This is a genomic window from Burkholderia sp. 572, from assembly GCF_040545135.1.
Classification (GTDB): domain Bacteria; phylum Pseudomonadota; class Gammaproteobacteria; order Burkholderiales; family Burkholderiaceae; genus Burkholderia; species Burkholderia cepacia.
The window spans coordinates 118,561-144,302 of sequence record NZ_JBEPLH010000007.1; the positions used below are offsets into that span (position 1 = coordinate 118,561).

The following is a 25,742-nucleotide window of genomic DNA, read 5'->3' on the forward strand; positions in this document are numbered from 1 at the left end:
GACATACCATGCAACTCCAATCCCATCCCGCGTGCCGCCCGTTTTATGAAGCCGGCGAACTCACGCAACTGACTGCCTTTTACGAAGAAGGACGTAATGTCATGTGGATGATGCTGCGATCGGAGCCGCGGCCGTGCTTCAACCAGCAACTCGTTACCGACATCATCCATCTCGCACGCGTCGCACGCGACTCGGGCCTGCCGTTCGACTTCTGGGTGACGGGCTCGCTCGTCCCCGAGCTGTTCAACGTCGGCGGCGACCTGAGCTTCTTCGTCGACGCGATCCGCAGCGGCAAGCGCGACCTGCTGATGGCCTACGCGCGCTCGTGCATCGACGGCGTGTACGAGATCTACACGGGCTTCGGCACCGGGGCGATCTCGATCGCGATGGTCGAGGGCAGCGCGCTCGGCGGCGGCTTCGAGGCCGCGCTCGCGCATCACTACGTGCTCGCGCAGAAGGGCGTGAAGCTCGGGTTCCCCGAGATCGCGTTCAACCTGTTCCCGGGCATGGGCGGCTATTCGCTCGTCGCGCGCAAGGCCGATCGGGGCCTCGCGGAGCAGCTGATCGCGACCGGCGAAGCGCACGCATCCGAGTGGTACGAGGATCGCGGCCTGATCGACCAGACGTTCGACGCGGGTGACGCGTATCTCGCGACGCGTACCTTCATCGACGTGACGAAGCCGAAGCTGAACGGCGTGCGCGCGATGCTGCGCGCACGCGAGCGGGTGTTCCAGCTGTCGCGCTCCGAGCTGATGGACATTACGGAAGCATGGGTGCATGCGGCGTTCACGATCGAGCCGAAGGATCTCGCGTACATGGAACGCCTCGTGATGCTGCAGAACCGGCGCGTGTCGAAGCTGCGCACGGTGTAGTGCGACGGGCGCCGCTTGCGGGCGGCGCCCTTTCATGAACGGAGCTCAGGCGATCAGCCTGAGCTTCCTCGTCTCCGCGAGCCACGCCTCGAACGCCTGTGCCGGCATCGGGCGCGCGTAGTAGTAGCCCTGCGCGTGATCGACGTCGAGCTGCTTGAGGAATTCGGCTTCCGCATGCGTTTCGACACCTTCGGCGATCACCGCGAAATTCAGCGCCTTCGCGAGCGACACGACCGAGCGCACCAGCGCCTGCGAGCGCGGATTGCGGTCGATGGCCGTGATGAAGCTGCGGTCGAGCTTGATCGCGTCGAGCGGCAGGCGCGACAACTGCGACAGCGACGAATAACCGGTGCCGAAATCGTCGAGATGGATCTCCGCGCCGAGCTGGCGGAACTGGCGCATCAGCCCGTTGGCCGCATCCTCGTCCTCGATGAAGCAGCTCTCGGTCAGCTCGATGTCGAGCAGGCCGGGCTTCAGCCCCGCGGCGTCGAGGATCGACGCCATCTGGTGCACGATGTTCATGTCCTGCAACTGCCGCGCGGACACGTTCACCGCGATCCGGATACCGAGCCCCTTCGCCTTCCACGCGGCGGCCTGCGCGGCCGCGGTGCGCATCACCCAGCGCCCGAGCGGCGCGATCAGGCCCGACTCCTCCGCGAAGCGGATGAATTCGATCGGCGCGACGAGCCCGCGATCGGGCGACTGCCAGCGGATCAGCGCCTCGACGCCATGCACGTCGCCGGTCGCGATATCGACGACCGGCTGGTAGTGCAGCACGAACTGCTCCTCTTCGAGCGCCTTGCGCAGGTTCGTGTCGAGCCACATGTACTTCGCGACCTTCTGGTTCATCTCCAGCGAGAACACGCGGTACGTATGCTTGCCCTCTTCCTTCGCGACGTACATCGCGGTATCCGCGCTGCGGATCAGCGTCTCGAGCGAGTCGCCGTGCTGCGGATGCATCGCGATGCCGATCGAGCAGCTCGTGTAGACCTCCATCAGCCCGAGATGGATCGGCGTGCGCAGCCGCTCGAGAATGATCTGCGCGGTCGCTTCGAGCAGCGGCCGCGTGCCGTGCTCGAACAGCACGAGGAATTCGTCGCCGCCGAGCCGCGCGAGCGTCGCGCCGGACGGCAGGCAGCCGCTGATGATCGCCGACACGTCCTGCAGCAGCCGGTCGCCGGTGATGTGCCCGTAGTGATCGTTGACGCGCTTGAAGTTGTCGAGATCGAGGAACAGGATGCCGACCTGCCCGCGCGTCGCGGCGGTTTCGGCGGCGATCGCCGCGTGGATGCGCTCGCTGATCGCATGGCGGTTCGGCAGCCCGGTGAGCACGTCGGTGTTCGCGAGTTCGGTGAGCCGCTGCTGCGCGCTGCGCTCCTCGGTGATGTCGATGCCCGAGCAGATCAGGAACTGCTCGTCGACACCGCTGCCGCTCTGGACGAACTTGTTGCGGAACTGGAACAGGCGCGGCCCGTTGACCGTATTGATGTAGCGCTCGACCGCGAACGACTGGTTGCTCGCGAAAAAGCCGGTGATGTTGCTGCGCGACTGCGCGCCCTGCTCCGGGCTCATGAACAGCTCGAACGCGCTGCGGCCGATCACGTCGACCTCGCGCTTGCCCGTCACTTCCTCGCACAGGCGGTTGAAGCGCTGCACCATCCCGTTGCGGTCGAGGATCACGACGAGCGAGTTCACCTCCGACACGACCTGCTCGGCGAACGCGAGCCCGTGCGCGAGATCGATCGCGACGGACTCGGCATCGGAATAGGCGGAGGCGGTGCCGGCCCAGTTGCTCGTGTCGACCTTCCGGCCGACGAGATGGAGCCTGACCGATTCGCCGAACAGCGCGATGTCGAGCACGAGGTGCGACGTGACGCCGGTCAGCGCGCGGATGCTCGCGGCCTGTTCGGCCGTCAGCGCGACGGCGACGTTGGTCAGCCCGCGGACGGCCGCCAGTTCGAGTGCATTGCTGTCGCTGCCGAGACGCCAGCAGGGGCTGCGCGTACCGACGTGCGCCTCGAGCACCGCGCTATCGTTTTCGTCATCCATGGAGACGCCCCGATCCAGAAAAAACGCACAGTGTAGACGGAGGCGAGTCGGCCGACCGCCCTTCCGGGCCGCGCAGCGCGCGCTCCCGGAAGGGCAACCGTGGTTGCCGTGATGATGGGCCTCGTCCCGTACTTGTTTCCAGCTAATGCGACCCGGCGTTCGCGCATGATGCGCGCAGGTTGTGCCTAACGAATGATGAGAGCCATCTTATCAAATGACGATCGAGAATGGCACTCACATTTAGAGCGGAGTGTCAAGGAATTGGGACTCGATTGGCAAGCCGGATTATTCATGATTGGCAGCCTGCCTGAACGCGGGTGCGACGGTGCGCAACGAGTCTGGCACGACAGGCTGAACGCCCCGCCGGGCGGGCGTTTGCGGCCGATTTCTGAATACGGGGACAGCGATGCGGCGGGATCGTGGCGACAGGGTCGGATCGCGTTCCTGCGATCCGGTTTCCCGTATTTTTTGATTCCGTTCGGGCATTAATGCACGGCTTTATTCCACAGTCCGTTGCAATGTTATCCGCGCGCCGGCGCGGGGCTCCCGCGCCGGTCGCCCACGCCGGTCGCCCGGCTCAGCCCGCCGCGCCGTATCCGCCGCCGCCCGGAGTTTCGACGACGAACACGTCGCCCGGCGCCATCTGCGCACGGCCGATATGCTCGAGCGCCTCGACCGTGCCGTCCGCGCGCTCGATCGTGTTGCGGCCGAGCGCGCCGGCCTCGCCGCCCGCCGCGCCGAACGGCGCGTGGATCCGGTTGTTCGACAGGATCGACGCGGTCATCGGCTCGAGGAAGCGGATCCGCCGCACCGCGCCGTCGCCGCCGCGCCAGCGGCCGCCGCCGCCCGACCCGGCGCGGATGCGGTGCGAATCGAGCCGCACCGGGTAGCGCCATTCCAGCACCTCCGGATCGGTGAGCCGCGAGTTCGTCATGTGCGTCTGCACCGCGCCGACGCCCGCGAAGCCGTCGCCGGCACCGCTGCCGCCCGCAATCGTCTCGTAGTACTGGTAGCGATCGTTGCCGAATGTGAAGTTATTCATCGTTCCCTGGCTCGACGCGACGCAGCCGAGCGCGCCGTACAGCGCGTTGGTGATGGCCGACGACGTCTCGACGTTACCCGACACGACCGCCGCCGGATACTCGGGATTCAGCATCGAGCGGGCCGGCACGATCACCGTGAGCGGCTTCAGGCAGCCGGCGTTCAGCGGGATGTCGTCGCCGACCAGCGTGCGAAACACGTACAGCACGGCGGCCATGCACACGGCCTTCGGCGCGTTGAAGTTGTTGTCGAGCTGCGCGGACGTGCCCGTGAAATCGATTTCCGCGCGCCGCGCGGCCCGGTCGACGCGGATCGCGACACGAATCTCCGCGCCGTTGTCGAGCGGGTAGCGGTACGCGCCGTCCTGCAGCGCGCCGATCACGCGCCGCACCGCTTCTTCCGCGTTGTCCTGCACGTGCCCCATGAACGCGAGCACGACGTCGCGGCCGAACTGCGCGACCATCCGGCGCAGCTCGTCGACGCCCTTCTGGTTCGCGGCGACCTGCGCGCGCAGGTCGGCCATGTTCTGCTCGACGTTGCGCGCCGGGTAGCGGCCCGACGCGAGCAGCGCGCGGGTTTCCGCATCGCGCAGCGTGCCGGCCGACACGAGCTGCCAGTTGTCGATCAGCACGCCTTCCTCGTCGATATGCGTCGAATCGGGCGGCATCGAGCCCGGCGTCGTGCCGCCGATGTCCGCGTGGTGGCCGCGCGAGCCGACGTAGAACAGCGGCGCGTCCGAACCGTCCGCGAACACCGGCGTGATGACGGTCACGTCCGGCAGGTGCGTGCCGCCGTGATACGGATCGTTCAGCATGAACACGTCGCCGTCGCGCATGCGGCCGCGGTTGCGCTCGATCACCGTGCGGATGCTCTCGCCCATCGAGCCCAGGTGCACCGGCATGTGCGGCGCGTTTGCGATCAGGTTGCCGTCGCCGTCGAAAATCGCGCACGAGAAGTCGAGCCGCTCCTTGATGTTCACCGAGTACGCGGTGTTCTGCAGCCGCAGCCCCATCTGCTCGGCGATCGACATGAACAGGTTGTTGAAGATCTCGAGCCGCACCGGGTCGGCGTCGGTGCCGAGCGAGCGGCGCGTCGGCAGCGGCGTCGTGCGTGTCAGCACGAGGTTGCCCTGCGCGGTCATCTGCGCGCGCCAGCCGGGCTCGACGACGGTCGTGCCGTTCTTTTCCGCGACGATCGCCGGGCCGTCGATCGCGTCGCCGGCCAGCAGCGTGTCGCGCACGTAGAGTGCCGCGTCGTGCCATTGGCCGCCGGAATAAAAGCGCACCGCGGAATGCGCGCGCAGTGCGCCAGCGCCGCCGTCGCTGCCGTCGCTGCCGTCGCCGCGCGGCGCGAGCGGGGCGATCTCCACCGGCGCGTCGGAGCGGCCGATCGCCTCGACCGACGCGAGTTCGGCCACCAGCGGCGTGCCGGGCATCAGGAACGCGTAGCGCTGCCGGTACGCGGCCTCGAATGCCTGCTGCATCGCGGCGACGCTGCCGGCCGGCACGTCGAGCGTCGAATCGGTGCCCTGGTAGCGCAGGTGCACGCGGCGCTCGATCGCGATCCGCGCCTGCGGCACGCCCTGTTCGAGCAGCGCGCCGACGGCCTCGTCGGCCAGCCGGTCGAGCGCCGCGTTCAGCGCCGGCAGCGACGCGTCGGACAACACCGCCTCGACCGCACGCTCGCGCATCGCGGTCTGGTCGGCGAGGCCCATCCCGTATGCGGACAGCACGCCCGCGAGCGGGTGCGCGAACACCTGCGTCATCCCGAGCGCGTCGGCCACGCCGCACGCATGCTGGCCGCCCGCGCCGCCGAACGTCGTCAGCACGTAGCGCGACACGTCGTGGCCGCGCTGCACCGAGATCTTCTTGATCGCGTTCGCCATGCTGCCGATCGCGATTTCCAGGAAACCTTCGGCGAGCGCCTCGGGCGTCTCGCGCCGCCCGGTCGCCGCGTAGATCTCGTCGGCGAGCGCGGCGAACTTCGCGACCACGCCGTCGCGGTCGAGCGGTTCGTCCGCATGCGGGCCGAACACGCGCGGGAAATGATCGGGCTGGATCTTGCCGAGCATCACGTTGCAGTCGGTCACAGTCAGCGGGCCGCCGCGCCGGTACGCGGCCGGCCCCGGGTTCGCGCCGGCCGACTCGGGCCCGACGCGCAGCCGCGCGCCGTCGAAGCCCAGCACCGAGCCGCCGCCGGCGGCCACCGTATGGATGCTCATCATCGGCGCGCGCATCCGCACGCCGGCCACCTGCGTCTCGAACACGCGCTCGAACTCGCCGTGGTAGTGCGACACGTCCGTCGACGTGCCGCCCATGTCGAAGCCGATCACGCGCTCGAAGCCGGCCGCCTGCGCGGCGCGCACCATCCCGACGATGCCGCCGGCCGGGCCCGACAGGATCGCGTCCTTGCCCTGGAACGCGTCGGCACGCGTGAGGCCGCCGCTGCTCTGCATGAACTGCAGGTTCACACCCGGCATCTCGTGCGCGACCTGCTCGACATAACGACGCAGGATCGGCGACAGGTACGCGTCGACGACGGTCGTGTCGCCGCGCGACACCATCTTCATCAGCGGCGACACCTCGTGCGACACCGATACCTGCGTGAAGCCGATCCGGCGCGCCAGCGCGGCCAGCGCGCGCTCGTGCGCGGTGTAGCGATAGCCGTGGATCAGCACGATCGCGAGCGCGCGCACGCCCGAGTCGTACACGCGGCGCAGCGACACTTCGGCCTGCTCCGCGTCGAGCGGCACGACGACGTCGCCGTGCGCGCCGATGCGCTCGTCGATCTCGACGACGGTTTCGTACAGCGCGTCGGGCAGCACGATGTCGAGATCGAACAGGCGCGGCCGGTTCTGGTACGCGATGCGCAGCACGTCGCGAAAACCGCGCGTCGTCGCGAGCGCGGTGCGTTCGCCCTTGCGTTCGAGCAGCGCGTTGGTCGCGACCGTCGTGCCCATCTTCACCATGTCGACGCGCGCGGGCGTGATCGGCTCGCCGGCCGCGAGGCCCAGCAGGTGGCGAATCCCGGCCACGGCCGCGTCGCGATACTGCTCGGGGTTCTCCGACAGCAGCTTGTGCGTGACGAGCGTGCCGTCGGGCCGGCGCGCGACGATGTCGGTGAACGTGCCGCCGCGGTCGATCCAGAATTGCCAGCGCGCGGCGTCGGAGGAAACGGGGGTGTCGTGTCGGTCAGTCATGATGTCGGGTCGATGCGTCGTGAAATCGAGGACGAGCGCCGCCGCACGGCGCGCGCGGCGCGCCATGTCACGGTGTCGATGAAAGGGGGAAGAAAACGCGGGACGGACCGCCCCGCCGGTTCAGGCGGCGTCGAGTTCGCGGCCGCGTGTCTCGGGCAGCGTCAGCGCGGCGACGATCACCACGCCGTATGCGGCGACCGCGAAGATGCCGATGCTCATGCCGAGCCCGTATTGCTTGGACAGCGCGCCGATCAGGAACGGGAACAGCGCACCGATCGCGCGGCCCACGTTGTAGCAGAAGCCCTGGCCGGAGCCCCGCACGCGGGTCGGGAACAGTTCGGTGAGGAATGCGCCCATCCCGGAGAAGATGCCCGATGCGAAGAAGCCGAGCGGGAAACCGAGCCACAGCATCGACGCGTTGGTCAGGTTCAGCGACGTGTACGCGAACGCGATCACCATCGAGCCCAGCGCGAACAGGATGAAGTTCGGCTTGCGGCCGAGGCGGTCGGTCAGGTACGCACTCGTCAGGTAGCCGACCCACGAGCCGAAGATGATCATCGCCAGATAACCGCCGGTGCCCATCACCGTGAGGTGACGCTCGGTCTTCAGGAAGGTCGGCAGCCACGTCGTGATCGCGTAGTAGCCGCCCTGCGCGCCGGTCGTCAGCAGCGCCGCGCGCAGCGTCGTCGTGATCAGCTTCGGCGCGAAGATCTCCGTGAGGCGCGGCGCGTCGGCCACTTTCGCCTGCGCGGCCTTCTCCTTCTCGTAGACGTCCGGCTCCTTCACGTAGCGGCGGATCGCGACGACCAGCAGCGCCGGTGCGAGCCCGACGAGGAACAGCGCGCGCCACGCCTGCTCGGCGGGCAGCACCGAGAACAGCAGCGCATACAGCAGCGCGCACAGCCCCCAGCCGATCGCCCAGCCCGACTGCACGAGGCCGACCGCCTTGCCGCGGTCGCGCGCGCGGATCACTTCGCCGATCAGCACGGCGCCGGCCGTCCATTCGCCGCCGAAGCCGAAGCCCATCAGCGCGCGCGCGGCGAGCAACTGATGGTAGTTTTGCGCGAGCCCGCACAACGCGGTGAACACGGCGAACCACAGCACCGTGAGCTGCAGTGTGCGCACGCGGCCGATCCGGTCGGACAGGATGCCGGCGATCCAGCCGCCGGCCGCCGACGCGAGCAGCGTGACCGTGCCGATGAAGCCCGCATCCGCGAACGAGATACCCCAGGTCGCGACGAGCGTCGGGATCACGAACGACAGCATCTGCGTGTCCATCCCGTCGAGCATGTAGCCGACCTTGCAGCTCCAGAACGCGCGGCGCTCGCGCGGCTGCGCGTCGCCGTACCACGAGAACAGGCCGTTGCGCTCGGGGCTCGCGGGCTCCGCGGCGTTCGCCGCGAGGGTCTTGCTTTCCATGGTGATGCTCCTGTCGTGATTCGCCGTCAAACGGCGGTCGTGCGTGCGGTATGTGGTGCGGTACGTCGTGCGATATGTGGTGCGGGCCGTCGTCGCCCCGGATCAGAATACGGCCAGCGACGCGTTCGTGATGTCGGTCATCAGCATGTGGCCGGGCGTGTGCGCGATCGCGATCGGCAGCTTCGCGTCCATCAGCGCCGTTTGCGGCGTCACGCCGCACGCCCAGAACACCGGCAGCTCGCCGTCGCGGATCGTCACCGCGTCGCCGAATTCGGGCGCGTTAAGGTCGGCGATGCCCAGTTCGCGCGGATCGCCGAGATGGATCGGCGCGCCGTGCACGCCCGGAAACCGGCTCGTGACCTGCACCGCGCGGATCGCGTCGGCGCCGCGCATCGGCCGCATCGACACGACGAGCTGGCCACCGAAGATCCCCGCCCGGCGGTTCGGGATCGACGTGCGGTACATCGGCACGTTGCGCCCCTCCTCGACGTGGCGCAGGCCGATCCCTTCGCGGGCCAGCATGTCCTCGAACGAGAACGAGCAGCCGATCGCGAACACGACGAAATCGTCGCGCCACAGCGCGTCCAGCGACTCGACGCGCTCGGTCAGGCGGCCGTCGCGGTAGACGTTGTAGCTCGGCACGTCGGTGCGGATGTCGAGATCCTCGCCGAGCGCGTCGACCCGGAACGCGCCCGGTTCGCCGACGCCCAGCAGCGGGCAGGCTTTCGGATTCGCCTGACAGAAGCGCAGGAAATCGTGCGCGTACGCATCGGGCAGGATCGCGAGGTTCGCTTGCGCGTACGGACCGCAATGGCCCGCGGTCGGGCCGCGGAATGCGCCGCGGCGCACGGACTGGCGGAATTCGGAAGGCGTCATGAGGTTCTGTCGCTTGTCGGTGTGTCGTCGGGATGACGGTGCCGTGTCATCGGATACGGCGAAGAATAGAAAAGAAAAAATTTTGTCGCCAACGAGTTTTTTTGCGCTTCGTGTATAGAATTTCTTTACACGAAGCCGGGTTTTCCCCAGTCCCGTTCATTTTTTCAGCGGGACAAGCTGCGCGCCCAACGCCTTGCCGACCACCATGAACACGCGTTTTCTCGAAACCTTCGTCACGCTCGCGAAGCTGCGCAACTTCCGCACGACGGCCGCCGCGCTGCACGCGACGCCGGCCGCGATCTCGCAGCGCCTGAAGGCGCTCGAGGACGAATTGCAGACGGTACTCGTCGACCGCGACAGCCGCGAGTTCCGGCTCACGCCGAACGGCGAATATCTGCTCGGCTACGCGAAAGCCGTGGTCGAGGCGACGCAGGAACTGCAGGCCGCCGCGTCCGGCGAAAGTGCGTTGCGCGGGAAGCTGCGGCTCGGCGTAATCGAGACCGTCGTGCACAGCTGGCTGCCGCACTACATGCGGCGGCTGGCGGCCGACTATCCGCAGCTGGAAATCGACCTGACCGTCGACGTCAGCGTCGTGCTGCAGCGCCGGCTGATGGCCGGCGAGCTCGACCTGATCATCCGCGTGGAAGGCAGCGACGAAGCGTCGGTCGTGTGCGATGCGCTCGCGAACTATCCGGTGCGCTGGATCGCGCGGGCGGGGCTGCTGCCGAATACGCGCTCGGGCCTCGCGCGGCAGGTGCTGCGCCAGCCGATTCTCACGTACGGGCGCGGTACGGCGCCCCACCGTGCGCTCGAGGATATCGTCCGTACCCTTGCGCATGCGCACGGCGTGCCGCTGTCTGACACGCGCATCACCGGGTCGCCTTCCATCTCCGTGATCGTTCAGCTCGTGCGCGACGGTTTCGGCGTCGCGGCGATTCCGGTGCTGTTCGTCGATGCGCTGATCGAGAGCGGCGAAGTCGTCGAGCTGCCGCTGCAGCCGTCACCGCCGTCGATCGTCGTGTCGATGTCGCGGCGGGCGGATGCGCCGAGGTTCGTGCACGGCGCGTCGATTGCGGCGCGGGTCGCGTGTCACGAGTATTGCGAGAAGAGTACGCGGCGGTTGGTTGAAGCGCTTTGAGGCGTGGGGCGCGCAAGGCGGTGTTTTTCGGGTTCCTGGGCGGGTATCTCGCTTGTGACCAGGACGGGGGCGGGTCAGTGGCCCCGTAGACCGTGGGTAGCCGGAGCTTGATGAAGAATTGATTGCACGCGTTGCCGCGAAAACCCGCGTTCAAGCGTGGGCTTCCAGACGCGGCGCGCCGTTACTTATCTGCAATGCGAAATAAATGATTCAGACAGCCATTCACGCGGATAACCCTGCATGCGGCTGCGTCAGCTTGCCGTCGCCGTACTCGCGCAGCACCTTCGAAATCACGACGCGATAGCCGTCCAGCCAGCGCGCCTGCTTCGCCTTTGCCTCGCGATGCGCCGGATGCTGCATCAACTGCTGCAGCGCCGCCTCCGACTCCCAGTAGTAGACGTTCTGGATCAGCCCCGATTCGGCGTTTTCCCACGTCTCCTCGCCGAGATAGCCGGGCGTCGCGCGCGCCATGTCGGCGATCTGCCGATCGAGCCGATGAAATTCGTCGTCGTATTGCCCGGCGCGAAAAATGAAGGTCGACGCGTACATGCCTGCTCCATCGAAAGCGATTGAAAGAGCGGCGATTGTAAGGCACGCGCGGCGTGCCGCGATCGTCACGCGGCTAGCGGATCGGCACTGGCCCGGCCGGCAAGCCACGCGTCGATGCGTGGCGCATCTTCACGCATGCCGGCCGCGGGCGCCTGCATCGCGGCCAGCGCGTGCCGTGCACGTTCGAGCGCCTCCCCGAAGCCGCGCAACTCACGCGTCGCGGGCCGGTCGCCGGCATGGCGGCGTGCGAGTGCCGCTTCGATGTTCGCGGCGATCAATGCACGCTGAGCGTCGATGAAGTCGATGCACAGCGTGCGGCAATGCGCGGATACCGACGCAACGGCGAGCAGGACGGGCACGATCGACACGGTCAAGTACCCGCCGGGCGCGAGCCGCGACAGCGCACGATGTCCCTCCTGCCCGCCGCCGGTCAACGATGCGAACACCGCATCGCGCCACACCGCGCGCTCGAACACGAGCGCATCGCGATGCGCATCGAGCGCCGCACGGTCTGCGACCTGTCCGGCCGTCACCAGCGGAATCGGGAAAGAGGATTCGACGGGAGACTGCGCGCCCGCGGTGTCGACAATGCAGTTCGCGCCAAGCCATCCCGCATCGTCGCGCCGCGCGGCCAGCACTCGGGACTGCAACCGGTCGGGCAGCATCGGATCGAGCGGCACCGCGCCGCAGATCGACGGCTTGTCCGCATGCACGCTGCAGCGGCCGTCGTCGGCCAGTGCCGCGCAACGGCCGAGCGACGGATAGTCGTAGCCCTGCAGCGTCAGCACGATCCATTCGCTCCCCGCGATGCCGGTGCGATGAAACAGCTGCCCGGCCAGCGCATCGGAAGCCGCGACATCGTCGGCATCGAGCGCGTATTCACGGCCGCCCGCGCGCCAGCGCTCGCCGATCCGCCGCTTCGGCACGCGACGGATCGTCAGCGCACCGACGAAGCGATGACGATGCCGGAACAGTTCGCGCAACGACAGCGTCGGCGCACTGTTGCAGCAGCGTCCGCATGCGTTGCACGCGAGCAGGTAGGTGTCTACCACGGCCGTCGCACCGAATCCTGGTAGCGCGTGAGAATGAAGCGCGCGACGTCGTCCGAGTGATAGGCGGCGACGAGTTGCGTCACCCACGGCTTCGCGCGATCGGCATCGCGCACCGTCAGCACGTTCGCATACGGCGAGCGCGCGTCCTCGAGGCTGATGCTGTCGCGCGCGGGTTGCAGCCCGGCACGCGCGGCATCGTCGCTGTCGATTGCAACGAACGCGGCCTTGTCGAGCGCCGCGTAAAGGCGTTCGCGGCGCAGCGCGACGAGCTTCAGCCCGAGCCGGTTGCCGGTCACGTCGCGCAGCGTCGCATGCAGGCCGGCCTGCTCGCGCAGCGTCACCAGCGTGTCGTTCTGCAGCAGCACGAGCGCACGCGCCATCCCGCGCGGATCGTCGGGAATCGCGACCGTCGCACCGGGTTGCAGTTCGTTCAGGTTCTTGAGCTTGCGCGAATACAGCGCCATCGGCAGCGTGACGGTCGGCGCGATTCCGGTCAGGGCGTAGCGTTTCCGCGCGCGCGTCGCGGCAAGCTGTTGCGCGTCCTCGAAGCTGGCCGCGTCGATCCGGCCATCGGCCAGCGCCGCGTCGATGCGCGACGCATCGTCGAATTCGACGACGTCGATGCCGAATCCTCGTGACGCGGCGACCCGCTTCACTTCGTCGAGGATCTGCGCATGCACGCCGCGCGTCACGCCGACGCGGACGGCCGCTGCAGTCGCTGCAGTCGCCGCAGTCGATTCAGCGGCGACGGCCAAAGCCGGATGAACGGCCCCGCACGCAACCATCAGCCACGCGCCCAGGTAGTGCGCGACGCGCTTCATGACGCATCCCTCAGAATCGTGCGAAATCCGATATGCGACGCGCCGAGATCGGCTTCCTGCTGTTCACGCGACGACGCGCGATAACGCACGCAGTAGTCACGCGAGCACAGGAACGAGCCGCCCTTGATGACCATCGGCGTATCGTGCCGGCGCGTCGGCGGCGCGACGGCCGCCGTGTCGCCGTTGGTATGCGACTGATGCGGGCCCGTGTATGCGTCCCGGGTCCACTCCCACGCATTGCCGATCATGTCGTAGAGCCGGAACCCGTTCGCCGCGTAGCAGCCGACGGGCGCGAGCCCCGCATGGCCGTCCTCGGCCGTGTCGAGCACCGGGAACGCGCCCTGCCAGTAGTTCGCGGCCGGCTTGCCCTGCGCGTCGCGCGGCGCCGCGTCGAGCGACGCGTCGTCGCGGCCGGCCTTGCCCGCGTATTCCCATTCGGCCTCGGTCGGCAGGTCGCGGCCGAGCCACCGCGCATACGCGAGCGCATCGCGCTGCGTGACGAGCGTGACGGGCAGGTTGCCGATCCCGTCGACACCACTGCCCGGCCCGCGCGGATGACGCCACGACGCGCCCTTCACCCACGACCACCACGCGAGGTCGCGCGCGTTCATCTCGTCGCGTGTCGGCACATGGAACACGGCCGCCCCGCCCTGCTGCTCGGCCTCGGTAACGTAGCCGGTCGCCTGCACGAACGCGGCGAACTGCGCGATCGTCACGTTGGTCTGGTCGATCCAGAACCCGCCGACGCGCGTGCGGCCGTCGCCCACCGGGCGCTCGTCCGCGTAGCCGCGCGTGCTGCCGAACACGAACGCGCCGCCGCGCAGGTGCACCATCCCGGCCTTCGGGTCGTCGCGCCACCCGGCCGGCAGCCCCGAATAGCGCGCGCACTGCCGCTCCGAGCCGAGCGGCGCGAGCGCGCGGCCGCGATTCGCGTCGTCGAATGCGTCGCCCCCCGGCGCGACGGGATTCGCATAGCCGGCCGCGAACGCGGCGGCGAACAACGTGGCAGCCAGCGCCGCGCCGATCGTCCAGAACCGGAACCGCATCGTGTCGCCCCGGTATCAGTAGTAGCCGCGCGGACGCAGCGGTTCGACGCCGCCGACGTTGCTCATGTAGGTCTTCCACTGGTCGACGAGCGTGCCGATCACCGACGGGTTCTGCGCCGACACGTCGGTCGTCTCGCCGCGATCCGACGCGAGGTCGTAAAGCTGCCAGTGCCCGTCGAGCGGCCCGAGCGGCGGTTCGGTCCACAGTGCCTTCCAGCGGCCGTCGGCGCTGCGCAGGTAGGCGCGGCCGTACGCTTCGTCGCCGAACGGCGCCGTATGCACCTCGCCCGTCGCCGACCCCGTGAGCACCGGCAGCAGCGACTGGCCGGTGACCGGATACACGTAGCGGTTGTTGTAGATCACCTTGCCCTTGTTCTGGTCGACGCCCGTCAGCGTGTTGACGAGCGGCGGCGCCGGCTGCGACGGCGGCGTGACGCCCGCGATCGCGAGGAACGTCGCCGTGTTGTCGGTCACGTGCGTGAACGCGCGCAGCGTCGGCAACTGCTGCGTCTGGCCCGGCAGGCGCACGATCGTCGGCGTCGATACGCCGCCTTCGGCCGAATACCCCTTCGTGAGCCGGAACGGCGACGCGCTCACCTCGGCCCAGCGCAGCCCGTACTGCAGGCGCTGCGCGTTCTGCTTGCCGTTGTCGGTGCCGAGAGTCGAGTAGACCGGGTCCTGCCCGTTCGCGGTGTCGGTCGCCGTCGGGTCCGCGCCCGAGTCGATCGGCCAGCCTTCCGAGCCGTTGTCCGACTGGAACATGATGAACGTGTTGTCGTATTCGCCGATGTCCTTCAGGTGCTGGATCAGGAGTCCGATGTTGTAGTCGAGGTTCTCGACCATCCCCGCATAGATCTCCATGTAGCGCGCCTGCGCCCGCCGCTCGGCCGGCGACAGGCTCGACCACAGCTTGTCGACCTTGCCGGGGCCGTAGTCGCTGTAGCCGTCGGCGGCCGAATGCACCGCGCTGACGTATTTCGCGTTCGCGGTGCCGTTGTTCGCGGTCGCGGGCGACGCCGCCGTCGTTTCGGGCAGGCCGTCGAACGGCTTGAAATCGGCGGGGATCAGGCCGAGCGCCTTCTGCCGTGCGATCCGCGCATTGCGGATCGCGTCGTAGCCGGCGTCGTACACGCCCGCGTACTTGTGCAGCCATGGTTCGGGCACCTGCAGCGGCCAGTGCGGCGACGTATACGCCGCGTACGCGAAGAACGGCTTGCCGTCGCGCTTGTTCGAATCGATGTACGAGATCAGCTTCTGCGTATAGAAATCGGTCGAATAGAACACGGCCGGGCTGCCGCCCGCGCCGCCCGGCTGCCCGGGCTGGCCAGGCTGCACGTAACGGCCGTCTTCCGTGTAGTTCGACGAGCCGGCCGGCTCGTGCGCGAAGTGGTTGGTCGCCGCGCCTCCGAGCAGCACGTAGCTGCGCTCGAAGCCCCACTGGTCCGGCGTCTGCCCGCTGCCCGTCGCGCTGCCGACGATCCCCGAGCCGATATGCCACTTGCCCGCGATGTACGTGTGGTAGCCGGCATCCTTCAACAGTTGTGCGAACGACAGCGCGCGGTCGTTCAGGTAGCCCTCGTAGCCGGGCAGCCCGCGCCGTTCGTCGGTCGGCACCCCCATCGTGCCTTCGCCGACCAGATGGTGATCGGTGCCGGACACCAGCATCGCGCGCGTGATCGCGCAGACGGTGCCCGTGTGATGGTTCGACAGGATGCGGCCCGACGCGACGAGCGCGTCGAGGTTCGGCGTGTTGATCTCGCCGCCGAATGCATGGATGTCGGAATAGCCGAGATCGTCGGCCATGATGTACAGGATGTTCGGGCGTTTCGCCGCCAGCGGCGGCGCGGGGTTCGTCGATGACGACGGCGGATCGCTGTCGACGCCGCCGCACGATGCAAGCGACAACGCGCCGGCAATCGCGGCGCAGACGACACGGAAACGAAAAGCATGCAACGGCGAAGCGGACTTTTTCATCGTTCTGGAACGCGCGATCTACGGGATCGGCGATCTTAGCGTCGCGCGCGCGGCACCCAAAGTCCGATTCGTCACATGCTAACGGGGCGGCGGAATATGCACGCAAGCCGAATACCGGCCATCAGCACGCGCGTATGCATGCGCGCGCGCCGAAGCCGGCCGCCGCCGGGCCGCGCGCGACGGCTCGCCCGCGCGTCGTGCTTCAGCTGCGTCCGCCGAGGCTGCCGCCGCCGTCCACGGCCAGCACCTGCCCCGTGACGAAACCGGCCTCGTCCGACAGGAAGAACGCGATCGCGGCCGCCACATCGTCGGGCGTGCCGAGCCGGCGCGCGGGAATCGTCGCGAGCACCTTGCGTTCGGCTTCGCTGCCGACGGGCCGCGTCAGCCGGAACAGTTCCGTCTCGATCGGCCCCGGCGCCACCGCGTTGACGGTCACGCCATGTTCGGCCAGTTCGAGCGCCCACGTGCGCGTGCAGCCGACGAGCGCGCTCTTCGCGGCGGAATACGCGGTGCGATCGAGACTGCCGAAAATCGCCCGGCTGCAGATGTTGACGATGCGCCCGTGGCCGCGCGCCTTCATCGCGTCCGCAAAGTGCTGCGTGACCTGGATCGCGGCCCGCACGTTGAGATCGAACACGGTCTGCAGCGACCGGAAATCGATCTGCCCGAGCGGTTGCGGCATCACGATGCCCGCATTGTTCACGATACCGTCGACAGCGTGCTGCTCACCGATACGGGCAAGCGTTGCCGCCGTCTGTTCGATGTCGGCGAGATCGCACGCGCGCAGTTCGCCGGGAAAGTCGATGCCCTGCACATTTCGCGCGAGGCCGATGACGTGATGACCGTGCCGTGCGAGCAAGGTGCTGACCGCGAGGCCGATGCCGCGCGATGCGCCGGTGACGAGATAGGTGCGAGATGACATGCGTGCTCCCGAAGTTCGTTCACGTGAATAGCGTGGAGAGAGGTTTCCAGGGTGGAGGCCCGGAACCGGTGCTTTGGTCGGACGATTCTACGTGCGTAACGGAAGTTACGTCGTGTCGTTACGGGCGTGTCCGTGGCAACACGGTACGTTTACTGCGCATCAGATGCGCCAGGAATTTCCAAATCACGACTGGTGGGAATTATCGTCTGATTTAATCTTGATGCACCGAATATAAAAGAAAGCTTGTTAATCAAATATCGAACCCGCAAACGTTTTACGCGAATGAATTACGCATCCGAAAAATTAGACCAATAACGAATTTAAAATAGATTCAGCTTGAAACGATAACAGGCACGCCTCTTGCTGACTCCCCCCATCATGTGCGCGTTCGACCAGGAACGAATAACCCGAAAATCGGGCGCAGCCATATTTCGCACAAGTGAATCCGGGCTACGTGACGCAGACCGGCTACAACAACACAACGCCACGCTGGTGCAACAAGGCACGCCAACTACGCGAACACCAACCAGAACGGCTTCAACAACACCGTTTCGGTCAAGCAGCATTAAGTGCCGCCGGCGTAACGGAAAGGCCGGACGGATACACGTTCGGCTTTTTTTCATTCGACAGGGGACGATCATGGTCGGCATTCACGATCTCAACGCCTATTTCGACATCGCCGCCAGTGCCGGCGGCGTGAATATCGTGCCGCACGTGCGGGCGGCCGCACCGGTCGACGTGTCGTACAGCCTGCGCATCACCCGAACCGGCGGCGCGGGCTCGGCCTCGCTGACGCGCTCCGGCGAATCGCGGCTCGCTGGCGGCGAGGACCAGCCGCTCGCGACGCTGCTGCTGAGCGTCGATTCGAGCGATATCTGCAAGGCAACGCTGGTTCTGCACGTCAACGGCGAGCATGCGGAGTATTCGGCGGACTGCAATCCGCATCGGACGGCGGGTTGATACGGCGCGGCCTGGGGGCCGTCGCGCCGCATGGCAAGCGCCTGCCGCGCGGCGCGACCGGCATCGGCGCGCGGCGGTCAGCCGGCCCGCCCCTCCGCCATCGGCATCGCGCGCCGCGACGCGATCCGCCACGCACGAATCGGCCGGCATCGACACGCCGGCCCGCATCCCGCGCGCGTTCGGTATTCAGTAACGCATCACGAGAAACAGGCCGGCAGCCGCGAGCGCCATCCCCGGCCATGCGAGCGCGCCGATCGTCTCGCCGAGCGCCACGAGCGCAATCAGCGCGGTCGCGGGCGGGATCAGGAAGAACAGCGCCGACACGCGCGACGCCTCGCCGTACCGCACCATCGCGAGCAGCAGCGAGATCGCGATCAGCGAGTTGCAGATGACGAGGTACGCGAGCGAACCGGCGAGCCCGGCGGTCCATTGCACGTGCATCGGTTCGAGCGCGAACGCGAGCGGCGCGGTGACCGCGAGGCCGACCGCGTACTGCACGAGGTTCGCGGTGACCGGATGGACGTCGGTGCCGAAGCGTTTTTCCCACAGCGTGCCGCCGGTGATGCAGGCGAGCGCGAACAGCGCGAACGCGAGCGCCCACGGCGACGCGACATCGACCGACGAACGCGCGAGGATCACCAGCACCGCGCCCGCGGCGCCGAGTGCGAGCCCGATCCAGCGCAGCACGCCGACGCGTTCGCCGGCAATCATCGGCGCGAGCAGCCCGACGAGGATCGGCTGCTGCGACGTGACGAGCGCGACGGCGCCCGCCGACATGCCGAGCTTCAGGCTCAGGTACGTACACGCGAAATAACCGGCCTGCAGCAACAGGCCGACCACGACGAGATCGCGCCATGCGCGCCCCGTGCGCGGCAACGCAGGGCGCAGCCACAGGAACGGGCCGGCGAGCAGCGCGACGACGCACGCATAGCGCAGCGCGAGGAAGGTGAGCGGATCGGCATAACGCAAGCCGAGCTTCAGGAACACGAAGCCGCTTGCCCACAGCAGCAGGAACAGTGCGGGCGCGATGCGCAGCCAGCCGGGTTGCCGTGCGGCCTTCGTGGTATCGATCGTCGTCATGTACGCGCGCGCCGGGTTGTCGCAGGGAGGTCTGCCCCGTGCGCACCGGGGCTGCATGCCGGCCCGCGCATCACCGAAGAACCGTGTAACGGGTGAGGTTCTGAACGGTCGCTGAGATGACGATGGCGATGACGACCTGCGGTTCGCGCTTCATCACGTCGTGCCCCCGGCGTATCGGGTGTGCGACGATCATACGCCGCACCGGCCGACCATGCGTCGCGGGGATGCCGCGACCGACGCGCCCGCCTCAACCATCCGACGCGAGCATGTTCGGTATCTCGTCCACGAGCGCATCGATGACGACACGCACCTTCGACGGCACGTGGCGCGATGCCGGCCGCACGGCGAACACTTCGGCGCCCGACACGCTGTTGCTGTCCATCACGAGCGCGAGGCGGCCGTCGCGCAGGTAAGGCGCCATCAGCCAGCAGGGGAGCCACGCGAGGCCCGCGCCGGCGGCGGCCGCATCGGCAATGGCCTGCAGGTCGTCGAGCCGCAGGCGCCCGGCCGGACGATGGTCGTGCACCGCGCCGTTCGCGCCGACTATCGGCCACGGCGTCGGTTGCCCGCCGCGCGAATACGCGATGCCGACGTGCGACGCGAGTTCGTCGAGCCCCGCCGGCCGGCCATGACGTTCGAGATACGCGGGCGATGCGCAGATGCCCATGCGCTGCACGCCGAGCTTGCGGCCGACGAGCGCGCTCGTATCGGCGAGCTCGCCGATGCGCACCGCGATGTCGAAGCCGTCGTTGACGAGGTCGGCCACGCGATCGCTGAACGACACGTCGATTTCGAGCCGCGGATGGCGCTCCACGAGGCGCCGCATGAGGGGCGCCACGCATTGCCGCCCGAACAGCACCGGCACGCTGACGCGCAGCCGCCCCGCCGGCTCGCGCTGGCCCGCGTCGAGCGCGGCCTCCGTCTCGCCGAGTTCGGCGAGCAGCCGCCGGCACTGTTCGTAATAGACGAGCCCCTCGTCGGTCAGGCCGAGCTGGCGTGTCGTCCGCTGCAGCAGCCGGGTGCCGAGACGGCGTTCGAGCCGCGCGACGACCTTCGCGACCGCCGAGCGCGTAACGCCGAGCCGCAGCGCGGCCGCCGCGAAGCTGCCCGAATCCACCACGTCGACAAATTCGGCCACGCCTCTCAGCCGCTCGTCCATGCCATTTCGCTCCGGTCGGGTAACAGGTTTGTGTCCATGCAGGCGACAGTCATCGGCCGAATTATCGTCAATGCGTCCCTGCGAGCAACACTATGATAGTCCGCACTATCTCGAAAAAGGAGTCGACATGCACGCATGGCAAGTAAAACCGGGCGACGGTGCGGCCGGGCTTCGGCGCATCGACGCGACACGCCGCGCGGTCGGGCCGACCGACGTCGTCGTGAAGATCCATTCGGCCGGCCTGAACTATCGCGACCTGATGTTCGCGCGCGGCGACTATCTCGGCATCGGCAACGAAGCGCTGATTCCGGTTGCCGACGGCGCCGGCGAAGTCATCGAAACGGGCCGCGACGTCACGCGCTTCAAGCCCGGCGATCGCGTGATCAACACCTACTTCCCGCGCTGGATCGACGGGCCGCCGACGCCGCAGAAAACCTCGGGATCGCCCGGCTCGCATTTCGACGGCGTGCTGGCCGAGCACTTCGTGTCCGACGAAGCGGCGCTGGTCGCGATTCCCGCGCATCTGGACTACGACGAGGCGGCGACGCTGTCGTGCGCGGGCATCACCGCCTGGAACGCGCTGTTCGCCGACGGCGGCCTGGGGCCCGGCGCGACCGTCGTGCTGCTCGGCACGGGCGGCGTGTCGATCGTTGCGCTGCAGCTCGCGCATGCCGCGGGGCTGCGCACCATCGTCACGTCGTCGAGCGACGCGAAGCTCGAACGCGCCCGCGCGCTCGGTGCGGACGCAACCATCAACTATCGCGCCACGCCCGAATGGCAACACGACGTGCTGCGGCTCACCGGCGGCGCGGGTGCGGATCTGGTCGTCGAAGTCGGCGGCAAGGATACGCTGCCGCGCTCGGTCGCCGCGACGAAGATGGGCGGCACCGTGTCGGTGATCGGCGGCCTCAGCAGCTTCGGCGGCCCCGAGCTCGGGCTGCTGTCGCTGATCGGCGGGATCCGGCGGCTGCAGGGGATCATGGTCGGCAGCCGCGCGATGCTCGACGACGTCGTGCGCCTCGTCGACGCGAAGCGGATCAAGCCGGTGGTCGATCGCGTGTTCGGCTTCGACGAAGCGCCGCAGGCGTATGCGTACCTGCAGTCCGGGCAGCACTTCGGCAAGGTCGTGATCCGCGTCGCGCGGTAAGCGCATCGGGGTGACGGGCAGCGGGCGGCCTCGCCCGCTGCATCCGGCGTCAGAACCTGTGACGGATCCCCGCGTGAATCATCAGCTGCTTCGAGGTCGACGACAGGTCCGCCGCGCCGGGAACATAGGCCTGGTCGAGCGACGAACCCGTCGCGTCGCCCGCGATCCGCTGGCAGGCGCCCATCAGGTACACGTCCGTGCGCTTCGACAGCATGTAGTCGGCCATCAGCCCGAGCGAATGAATCTTCGGCTTCGCGGTGCCCGTCGTCGCGTCGTAGCGCACCGTCGTGTACACGTACTGCGCCCCGACGAACAGCGCGGGCGTGAACTGGTATTTGCCGTTCACTTCGAAGTTCTGGTACTTGATCGACGTCACCGTGCCGCCTGCGAGCGGGCCGGTCACGGGCTCGATCGTTTCGTCGCCGAACAGGTAACCGACGTTCGCGGTGGGCCGAGTGACGTTGCTGTTCGTGTACGCGAACCCGACCGTCGCGGGCCCCGCCGTGTAGTTGATACCCGCACCGAAGATCCGCAGCCGCGCCGACGCGAAGTTCGCATCGGCGCCGACCGATCCCGAGCCCGCGATCGCGCCGCCCGGCGTCGCACCCGGGTTGTCCGCATTCAGGAAGGCCGCGCCGACGAGCCACCCGCCCTGCTCGTACTGCGCGCCCACGCTCCACTGCCGGTTGTTCGCGAAGCCCGTGTCGTTACTGAAGCTGTACGTGCCGCCGAACGAGAAGCCGGCGAAATCCGGGCTCGCATACTTGACCGTGTTGTTCACCCGAAACGTATTGCCGGTGTTGTCGTTGTCGAGCGGATGCGAGAACGGATAGACGCCCCAACTGCCGTTCGCGGTGGTCGGCGCGAGATAGTCGACCACCGCATCGTATTGCCGGCCGAGCGTCAGCGTGCCGAACCGCGCGCTGCCGAGGCCGACGTACGCCTGCCGCCCGAACATGCGGCCGCCCTGCGCGAGCGTGCCGCTGTTCACGTTGAAGCCGTTCTCGACCTGGAACAGCGCGCTGTAGCCGCCCCCCAGATCCTCGCTGCCCTTCAGCCCCCAGCGGCTGCCCTGCGCGAAGCCGCTCGCCATCTGCCACGCGCCGTGGCCGCCGACATTGTTCGTGTAGTCGATGCCCGCATCGACGAGGCCGTACAGCGTGACGCTGCCTTGCGCGAACGCGGGCGCGGCGCACAGTGCCGGCATCGCGACGAAAATCAATCTCCAGTTCATCCGTCATCCTTATTTGTTTTGTCGTTACCGCGCCATGCATGGCGCCACCGCTTACTTCGTGCCGTAGATGTCGAAGTCGAAATACTTCCGGTTGATCCGCTGGTACGTGCCGTTCGCGAGGATCGTCGCGAGCGCGCGGTTGAAGGCGTCGCGCAGGTCGTTGTCCTGCTTGCGCAGCCCGAGCCCGTCGCCCTGCCCGAAATACTTCGCGTCGTCGATCGCCGCGCCGACGAATGCAAACTCCTTGCCCTGCGGCTTCTTCAGGAAACCGTCGCTCGCCGCGATCGATGCCTGGAACGCCGCGTCGAGCCGGCCCGTCACGAGATCGGCATAGACCTGGTCCTGGTTCGGGTACGACACGATCTGCACGCCGGCCGGCTGCCAGTTCGCGATCGCATAGTCGGCCTGCGCGGAGCCCTGCTCGACGCCCACGCGCTTGCCCTTCAGCGCGTCGGCCGTCGGCAGCAGCGGCGAACCCTTGCGCGCGACGAGGCGCGCCGGCGCATTCGAGATCCGGTTCGTGAAGGCGATCTGCTGCTGCCGCTTCGGCGTAATCGTCATCGACGACGCGATGACGTCGAACTTGCGCGCGAGCAGCCCTGGAATCATCCCGTCGAAACTCGACTCGACCCACACGCAGCGCGCATGCAGTTCCGCACACAACGCATTCGTGATGTCGATCCCGAAGCCCGTCAGCGTGCCGTCGGGCAGCTTGTACTCGAGCGGCGGGTAAGTCGGATCGACCGCGAGGCGAATCTCCCTGCCCGCCCAGTCACCCGCATGCGCCGCCCCTGCCGCCAGCGCCAACGCGAGCGCCGCCATCCGTTTACATTGCTTCCCCTGCTTCATTGCCAGTCTCCTTCCTCGTGTGAATCGTCAGTCAAAATCATGCGGGCGCGTCACGCGAGATAGCGCTCCGCCAGCGCAATCCAGTAGCTCGCGCCGGTGGCGAGGCACGCGTCGTTGAAGTCGTAGCCGGGATGGTGCAGCCCGCATCCGGCGCCGCCGTCGCCATTGCCGTCACCGTTGCCGATCGACAGGTAGCTGCCGGGGCAAGCGTTCAGCATGAACGCGAAGTCCTCGCTTGCCGCGATCGGCCGAAGATGGGGGATCAGCGCGCCGTCACCGCCCCATTCACGGGCGACGTCGCGCGCGAAGGCGGTTTCCGCCGCGTGATTGACGAGCACCGGATAGTCGTGGCGGTAATCGATCTCGGCCGTCGCGCCGTAGCTCGCGGCCTGCCCGTGCACGATCTCGCGAATGCGCCGTTCGAGCAGCGCGCGCACGTCCGGCGACAGCGCGCGCACGCTCAGCGCCAGTTCCGCGTGCGGCGGGATCACGTTCGACGCGGTGCCCGCATGGATCGAGCCGGCCGTCACGATCGCCAGGTCCTGCGGGTTCACGTTGCGCGACACGACGGTCTGCAGCGCCATCACGATCGACGCGCAGACGACCACCGGATCGATCGTCGTATGCGGCGCCGCGCCATGCCCGCCGCGCCCGGTCACGCGCACGCGCACCTCGTCGGCCGATGCCATCGCCGGGCCGTCGCAGAAGCCGAGCACGCCGGCGGGCAGGCCCGGCACGTTGTGCATCGCGAACACCGCATCGCACGGAAACTGCTCGAACAGCCCGTCGTCGATCATCCGCTTCGCGCCGCCGAGCCCTTCCTCGGCCGGCTGGAAAATCAGGTTCAGCGTGCCCGTGAAGCGGGCGCGCTCGGCCAGGCACCGCGCCGCCGCCAGCAGCATCGCCGTATGGCCGTCGTGGCCGCATGCATGCATCACGCCGTCGCACCGGCTCGCATGCGGCAGCCCGGTCGCCTCGCGGATCGGCAGTGCGTCCATGTCGGCGCGCAGCCCGAGCCGCTTCCCGGCGCCTCGCGTCAACGTGCCGACCACGCCCGTGCCGCCGAGCCCGCGCGTCACCCGATAACCCCACGTTGTCAGGAGACCGGCCACGAGGTCGCTCGTCGCATGCTCCTCGAAGCCGAGCTCCGGATGCGCGTGCAGCCGTCGGCGCAGCGCAATCATCTCCGTCTCGATGGCCGCCAATTCCGGCTGGACTGGTTTGTGGTTCAACCCCGATTCTCCTCGACGTACGCCGGTTGCCGATCGCCCGAATGACCGATCGTGGCCGCATCGTAGGCAGCGAAAATCCCGGCGAACAGCCGCGGTTTCGTTATGATGACAACCTTTCGTTGTCGGGTATCGCACCATGGGTACGATCAGGCTGCATCAGCTTCAGGCGCTCGTCGCGAGCGCGGAGGCCGGGAGCATCCGCGGCGCGGCGCGCACGCTCGGGCTGTCGCAGGCGGCCGTCACGCGCGCGCTGCGCGAACTGGAGGCCGGCGAGCGCCTGCCGCTGCTCGTGCGCGCGCCGGAGGGAATCGGCTTCACGGAATACGGCAAGACGCTGCTCACGCACGCGAAGCTCGTGCTGAAGCAGCTCGAACACGCGCAGAGCGATCTCGAGCGCATGCGCGGCCGCATCGAGGGCCGGCTGAGCATCGGCGTGACGCCGTGGCTCACGATGACGTTCCTGGCGGAAACCGTGCTGCGCTTTCGCGAGCGGATGCCCGACGTGCGCCTCGAACTCTACGAGGCGCTGATGGCCGTCGCGCAGCCGCTGTTGCGCGACGGCAGCATGGATTTCGCGCTCGGGCACGTGCAACCGGGCGGCACGCAGGAATTCGCGTTCGAGCCGATGCTGCGCTACGAGACATCGGTGATGGTGCGCGCCGGCCATCCGCGCGAACACGCGCGATCGATCCACGACCTGCTCGAGAACGACTGGGTGCTGAATTTCGCGGCCGACGGGCAGGCCGCGCTCGTCGACTACCTGTTCACGCGCCACGGTGCCGACATCGACGAACGGCGCATCGTCCGCGCGCAGTCGGTGGCGATGCTGCAGACGATGCTCGAACAGGCCGACATGTGCACGTGGTGCCCGACGATTCTCGCTGCGGTGCCGCCGTTCGGCGAACGGATGCGCGCGTTGCAGCTGAAGGAGACTTTCGAGCCGCGCGACCTCGGGATCGTCACGCGGCGCAGCAGCACGCTGAGCGACGCGGCGCGCTGCTTCATCGAGTGCCTGCTGCACGTGATCCGCCGGCACGCGCGGTCGGCACGCAAGGCGGATCTCGCGCTGTTCAGGACGCTGTCGCTGCTGATCTGACGCGCGGCGAACACGGGCGGGCCGCCG

21 protein-coding genes are annotated in these 25,742 nt (G+C 68.1%); 5 read left to right on the forward strand and 16 right to left on the reverse strand.

The annotated features are described in order from the left end of the window. The first annotated feature begins 8 nt into the window (after positions 1-8). Entirely contained in the window at positions 9-872 is an 864-nt protein-coding gene (locus tag ABIC51_RS15215) for a crotonase/enoyl-CoA hydratase family protein (protein ID WP_021161677.1), read from the forward strand. Positions 873-917: 45 nt separating this feature from the next. Here the strand turns inward: ABIC51_RS15215 and pdeR are convergent, their stop codons facing one another. The 4 genes from pdeR to ABIC51_RS15235 all read right to left on the reverse strand — a co-directional run bounded on the left by pdeR (position 918) and on the right by ABIC51_RS15235 (position 9,456). Continuing rightward, complete coding sequence (gene pdeR / locus ABIC51_RS15220; protein ID WP_175899339.1) at positions 918-2,921, reverse strand: cyclic di-GMP phosphodiesterase; 2,004 nt, start codon at positions 2,919-2,921, stop codon at positions 918-920. A gap of 577 nt (positions 2,922-3,498) precedes the next feature. After that, a complete protein-coding gene (locus ABIC51_RS15225; protein ID WP_175899336.1) occupies positions 3,499-7,161 on the reverse strand; it encodes a hydantoinase B/oxoprolinase family protein in 3,663 nt (1,220 codons plus the stop codon). Between the two features lie 120 nt (positions 7,162-7,281). After that, positions 7,282-8,580, reverse strand: coding sequence for an MFS transporter (locus ABIC51_RS15230; RefSeq protein WP_027790774.1), 1,299 nt, complete (start codon positions 8,578-8,580; stop codon positions 7,282-7,284). A 102-nt stretch (positions 8,581-8,682) separates the two neighbouring features. After that, positions 8,683-9,456 carry a putative hydro-lyase gene (locus tag ABIC51_RS15235; protein WP_027790773.1) on the reverse strand — a complete coding sequence of 258 codons (774 nt, stop codon included), beginning with the start codon at positions 9,454-9,456 and terminating at the stop codon, positions 8,683-8,685. A gap of 205 nt (positions 9,457-9,661) precedes the next feature. Between ABIC51_RS15235 and ABIC51_RS15240 the strand changes: the two genes are divergently transcribed. Next, the gene (locus tag ABIC51_RS15240) at positions 9,662-10,594 is read left to right on the forward strand and encodes a LysR family transcriptional regulator (protein WP_059695231.1); all 933 of its coding nucleotides are present in this window, start codon (positions 9,662-9,664) and stop codon (positions 10,592-10,594) included. A gap of 222 nt (positions 10,595-10,816) precedes the next feature. Here ABIC51_RS15240 and ABIC51_RS15245 read toward each other — a convergent pair whose 3' ends face one another. The 6 genes from ABIC51_RS15245 to ABIC51_RS15270 all read right to left on the reverse strand — a co-directional run bounded on the left by ABIC51_RS15245 (position 10,817) and on the right by ABIC51_RS15270 (position 16,958). After that, positions 10,817-11,143, reverse strand: coding sequence for an antibiotic biosynthesis monooxygenase family protein (locus ABIC51_RS15245; protein WP_059494543.1), 327 nt, complete (start codon positions 11,141-11,143; stop codon positions 10,817-10,819). A 65-nt stretch (positions 11,144-11,208) separates the two neighbouring features. Then, complete coding sequence (locus tag ABIC51_RS15250) at positions 11,209-12,195, reverse strand: flagellin N-methylase (protein ID WP_354006533.1); 987 nt, start codon at positions 12,193-12,195, stop codon at positions 11,209-11,211. Next, entirely contained in the window at positions 12,189-13,016 is an 828-nt protein-coding gene (locus ABIC51_RS15255) for a MetQ/NlpA family lipoprotein (RefSeq protein WP_354006534.1), read from the reverse strand. The genes ABIC51_RS15250 and ABIC51_RS15255 overlap by 7 nt, the downstream gene beginning before the upstream one ends. Next, positions 13,013-14,062: a formylglycine-generating enzyme family protein gene (locus ABIC51_RS15260; RefSeq protein WP_354006535.1), complete on the reverse strand. Its 1,050-nt coding sequence runs from the start codon at positions 14,060-14,062 to the stop codon at positions 13,013-13,015. The genes ABIC51_RS15255 and ABIC51_RS15260 overlap by 4 nt, the downstream gene beginning before the upstream one ends. A gap of 15 nt (positions 14,063-14,077) precedes the next feature. Continuing rightward, positions 14,078-16,036 carry an arylsulfatase gene (locus tag ABIC51_RS15265; RefSeq protein WP_334011142.1) on the reverse strand — a complete coding sequence of 653 codons (1,959 nt, stop codon included), beginning with the start codon at positions 16,034-16,036 and terminating at the stop codon, positions 14,078-14,080. A gap of 202 nt (positions 16,037-16,238) precedes the next feature. Then, entirely contained in the window at positions 16,239-16,958 is a 720-nt protein-coding gene (locus ABIC51_RS15270) for an SDR family oxidoreductase (RefSeq protein WP_174413565.1), read from the reverse strand. Positions 16,959-17,318: 360 nt separating this feature from the next. On the opposite strand from ABIC51_RS15270, the gene csgH reads away from it, so the two are divergent. Continuing rightward, positions 17,319-17,918 carry a curli-like amyloid fiber formation chaperone CsgH gene (gene csgH, locus ABIC51_RS15275; protein ID WP_354006536.1) on the forward strand — a complete coding sequence of 200 codons (600 nt, stop codon included), beginning with the start codon at positions 17,319-17,321 and terminating at the stop codon, positions 17,916-17,918. Positions 17,919-18,104: 186 nt separating this feature from the next. On the opposite strand, the gene ABIC51_RS15280 is transcribed toward csgH, so the two are convergent. The 3 genes from ABIC51_RS15280 to ABIC51_RS15290 all read right to left on the reverse strand — a co-directional run bounded on the left by ABIC51_RS15280 (position 18,105) and on the right by ABIC51_RS15290 (position 20,157). Further along, positions 18,105-18,998 carry a DMT family transporter gene (locus tag ABIC51_RS15280; RefSeq protein ID WP_027790760.1) on the reverse strand — a complete coding sequence of 298 codons (894 nt, stop codon included), beginning with the start codon at positions 18,996-18,998 and terminating at the stop codon, positions 18,105-18,107. A 70-nt stretch (positions 18,999-19,068) separates the two neighbouring features. Then, complete coding sequence (locus ABIC51_RS15285; protein WP_354006537.1) at positions 19,069-19,191, reverse strand: hypothetical protein; 123 nt, start codon at positions 19,189-19,191, stop codon at positions 19,069-19,071. A gap of 54 nt (positions 19,192-19,245) precedes the next feature. Continuing rightward, positions 19,246-20,157 (reverse strand): LysR family transcriptional regulator, encoded by a 912-nt coding sequence (locus tag ABIC51_RS15290; RefSeq protein WP_119338135.1) that lies wholly within the window; start codon positions 20,155-20,157, stop codon positions 19,246-19,248. Between the two features lie 127 nt (positions 20,158-20,284). Between ABIC51_RS15290 and ABIC51_RS15295 the strand changes: the two genes are divergently transcribed. Next, positions 20,285-21,304, forward strand: coding sequence for a zinc-dependent alcohol dehydrogenase family protein (locus ABIC51_RS15295; protein ID WP_027790758.1), 1,020 nt, complete (start codon positions 20,285-20,287; stop codon positions 21,302-21,304). Positions 21,305-21,353: 49 nt separating this feature from the next. Here the strand turns inward: ABIC51_RS15295 and ABIC51_RS15300 are convergent, their stop codons facing one another. The 3 genes from ABIC51_RS15300 to ABIC51_RS15310 are packed head-to-tail and all read right to left on the reverse strand — an operon-like array spanning position 21,354 to position 24,571. After that, positions 21,354-22,538: a porin gene (locus tag ABIC51_RS15300; RefSeq protein ID WP_176115130.1), complete on the reverse strand. Its 1,185-nt coding sequence runs from the start codon at positions 22,536-22,538 to the stop codon at positions 21,354-21,356. Positions 22,539-22,589: 51 nt separating this feature from the next. After that, positions 22,590-23,387 carry an ABC transporter substrate-binding protein gene (locus ABIC51_RS15305; RefSeq protein ID WP_027790756.1) on the reverse strand — a complete coding sequence of 266 codons (798 nt, stop codon included), beginning with the start codon at positions 23,385-23,387 and terminating at the stop codon, positions 22,590-22,592. A gap of 50 nt (positions 23,388-23,437) precedes the next feature. After that, positions 23,438-24,571, reverse strand: coding sequence for a M20 aminoacylase family protein (locus ABIC51_RS15310; RefSeq protein ID WP_354006559.1), 1,134 nt, complete (start codon positions 24,569-24,571; stop codon positions 23,438-23,440). A 184-nt stretch (positions 24,572-24,755) separates the two neighbouring features. Here ABIC51_RS15310 and ABIC51_RS15315 point away from each other — a divergent pair, with 184 nt between their 5' ends. After that, on the forward strand, positions 24,756-25,715 hold the full coding sequence (locus ABIC51_RS15315; RefSeq protein WP_060171423.1) for a LysR substrate-binding domain-containing protein: 960 nt from the start codon (positions 24,756-24,758) through the stop codon (positions 25,713-25,715). Positions 25,716-25,742: the final 27 nt, after the last annotated feature.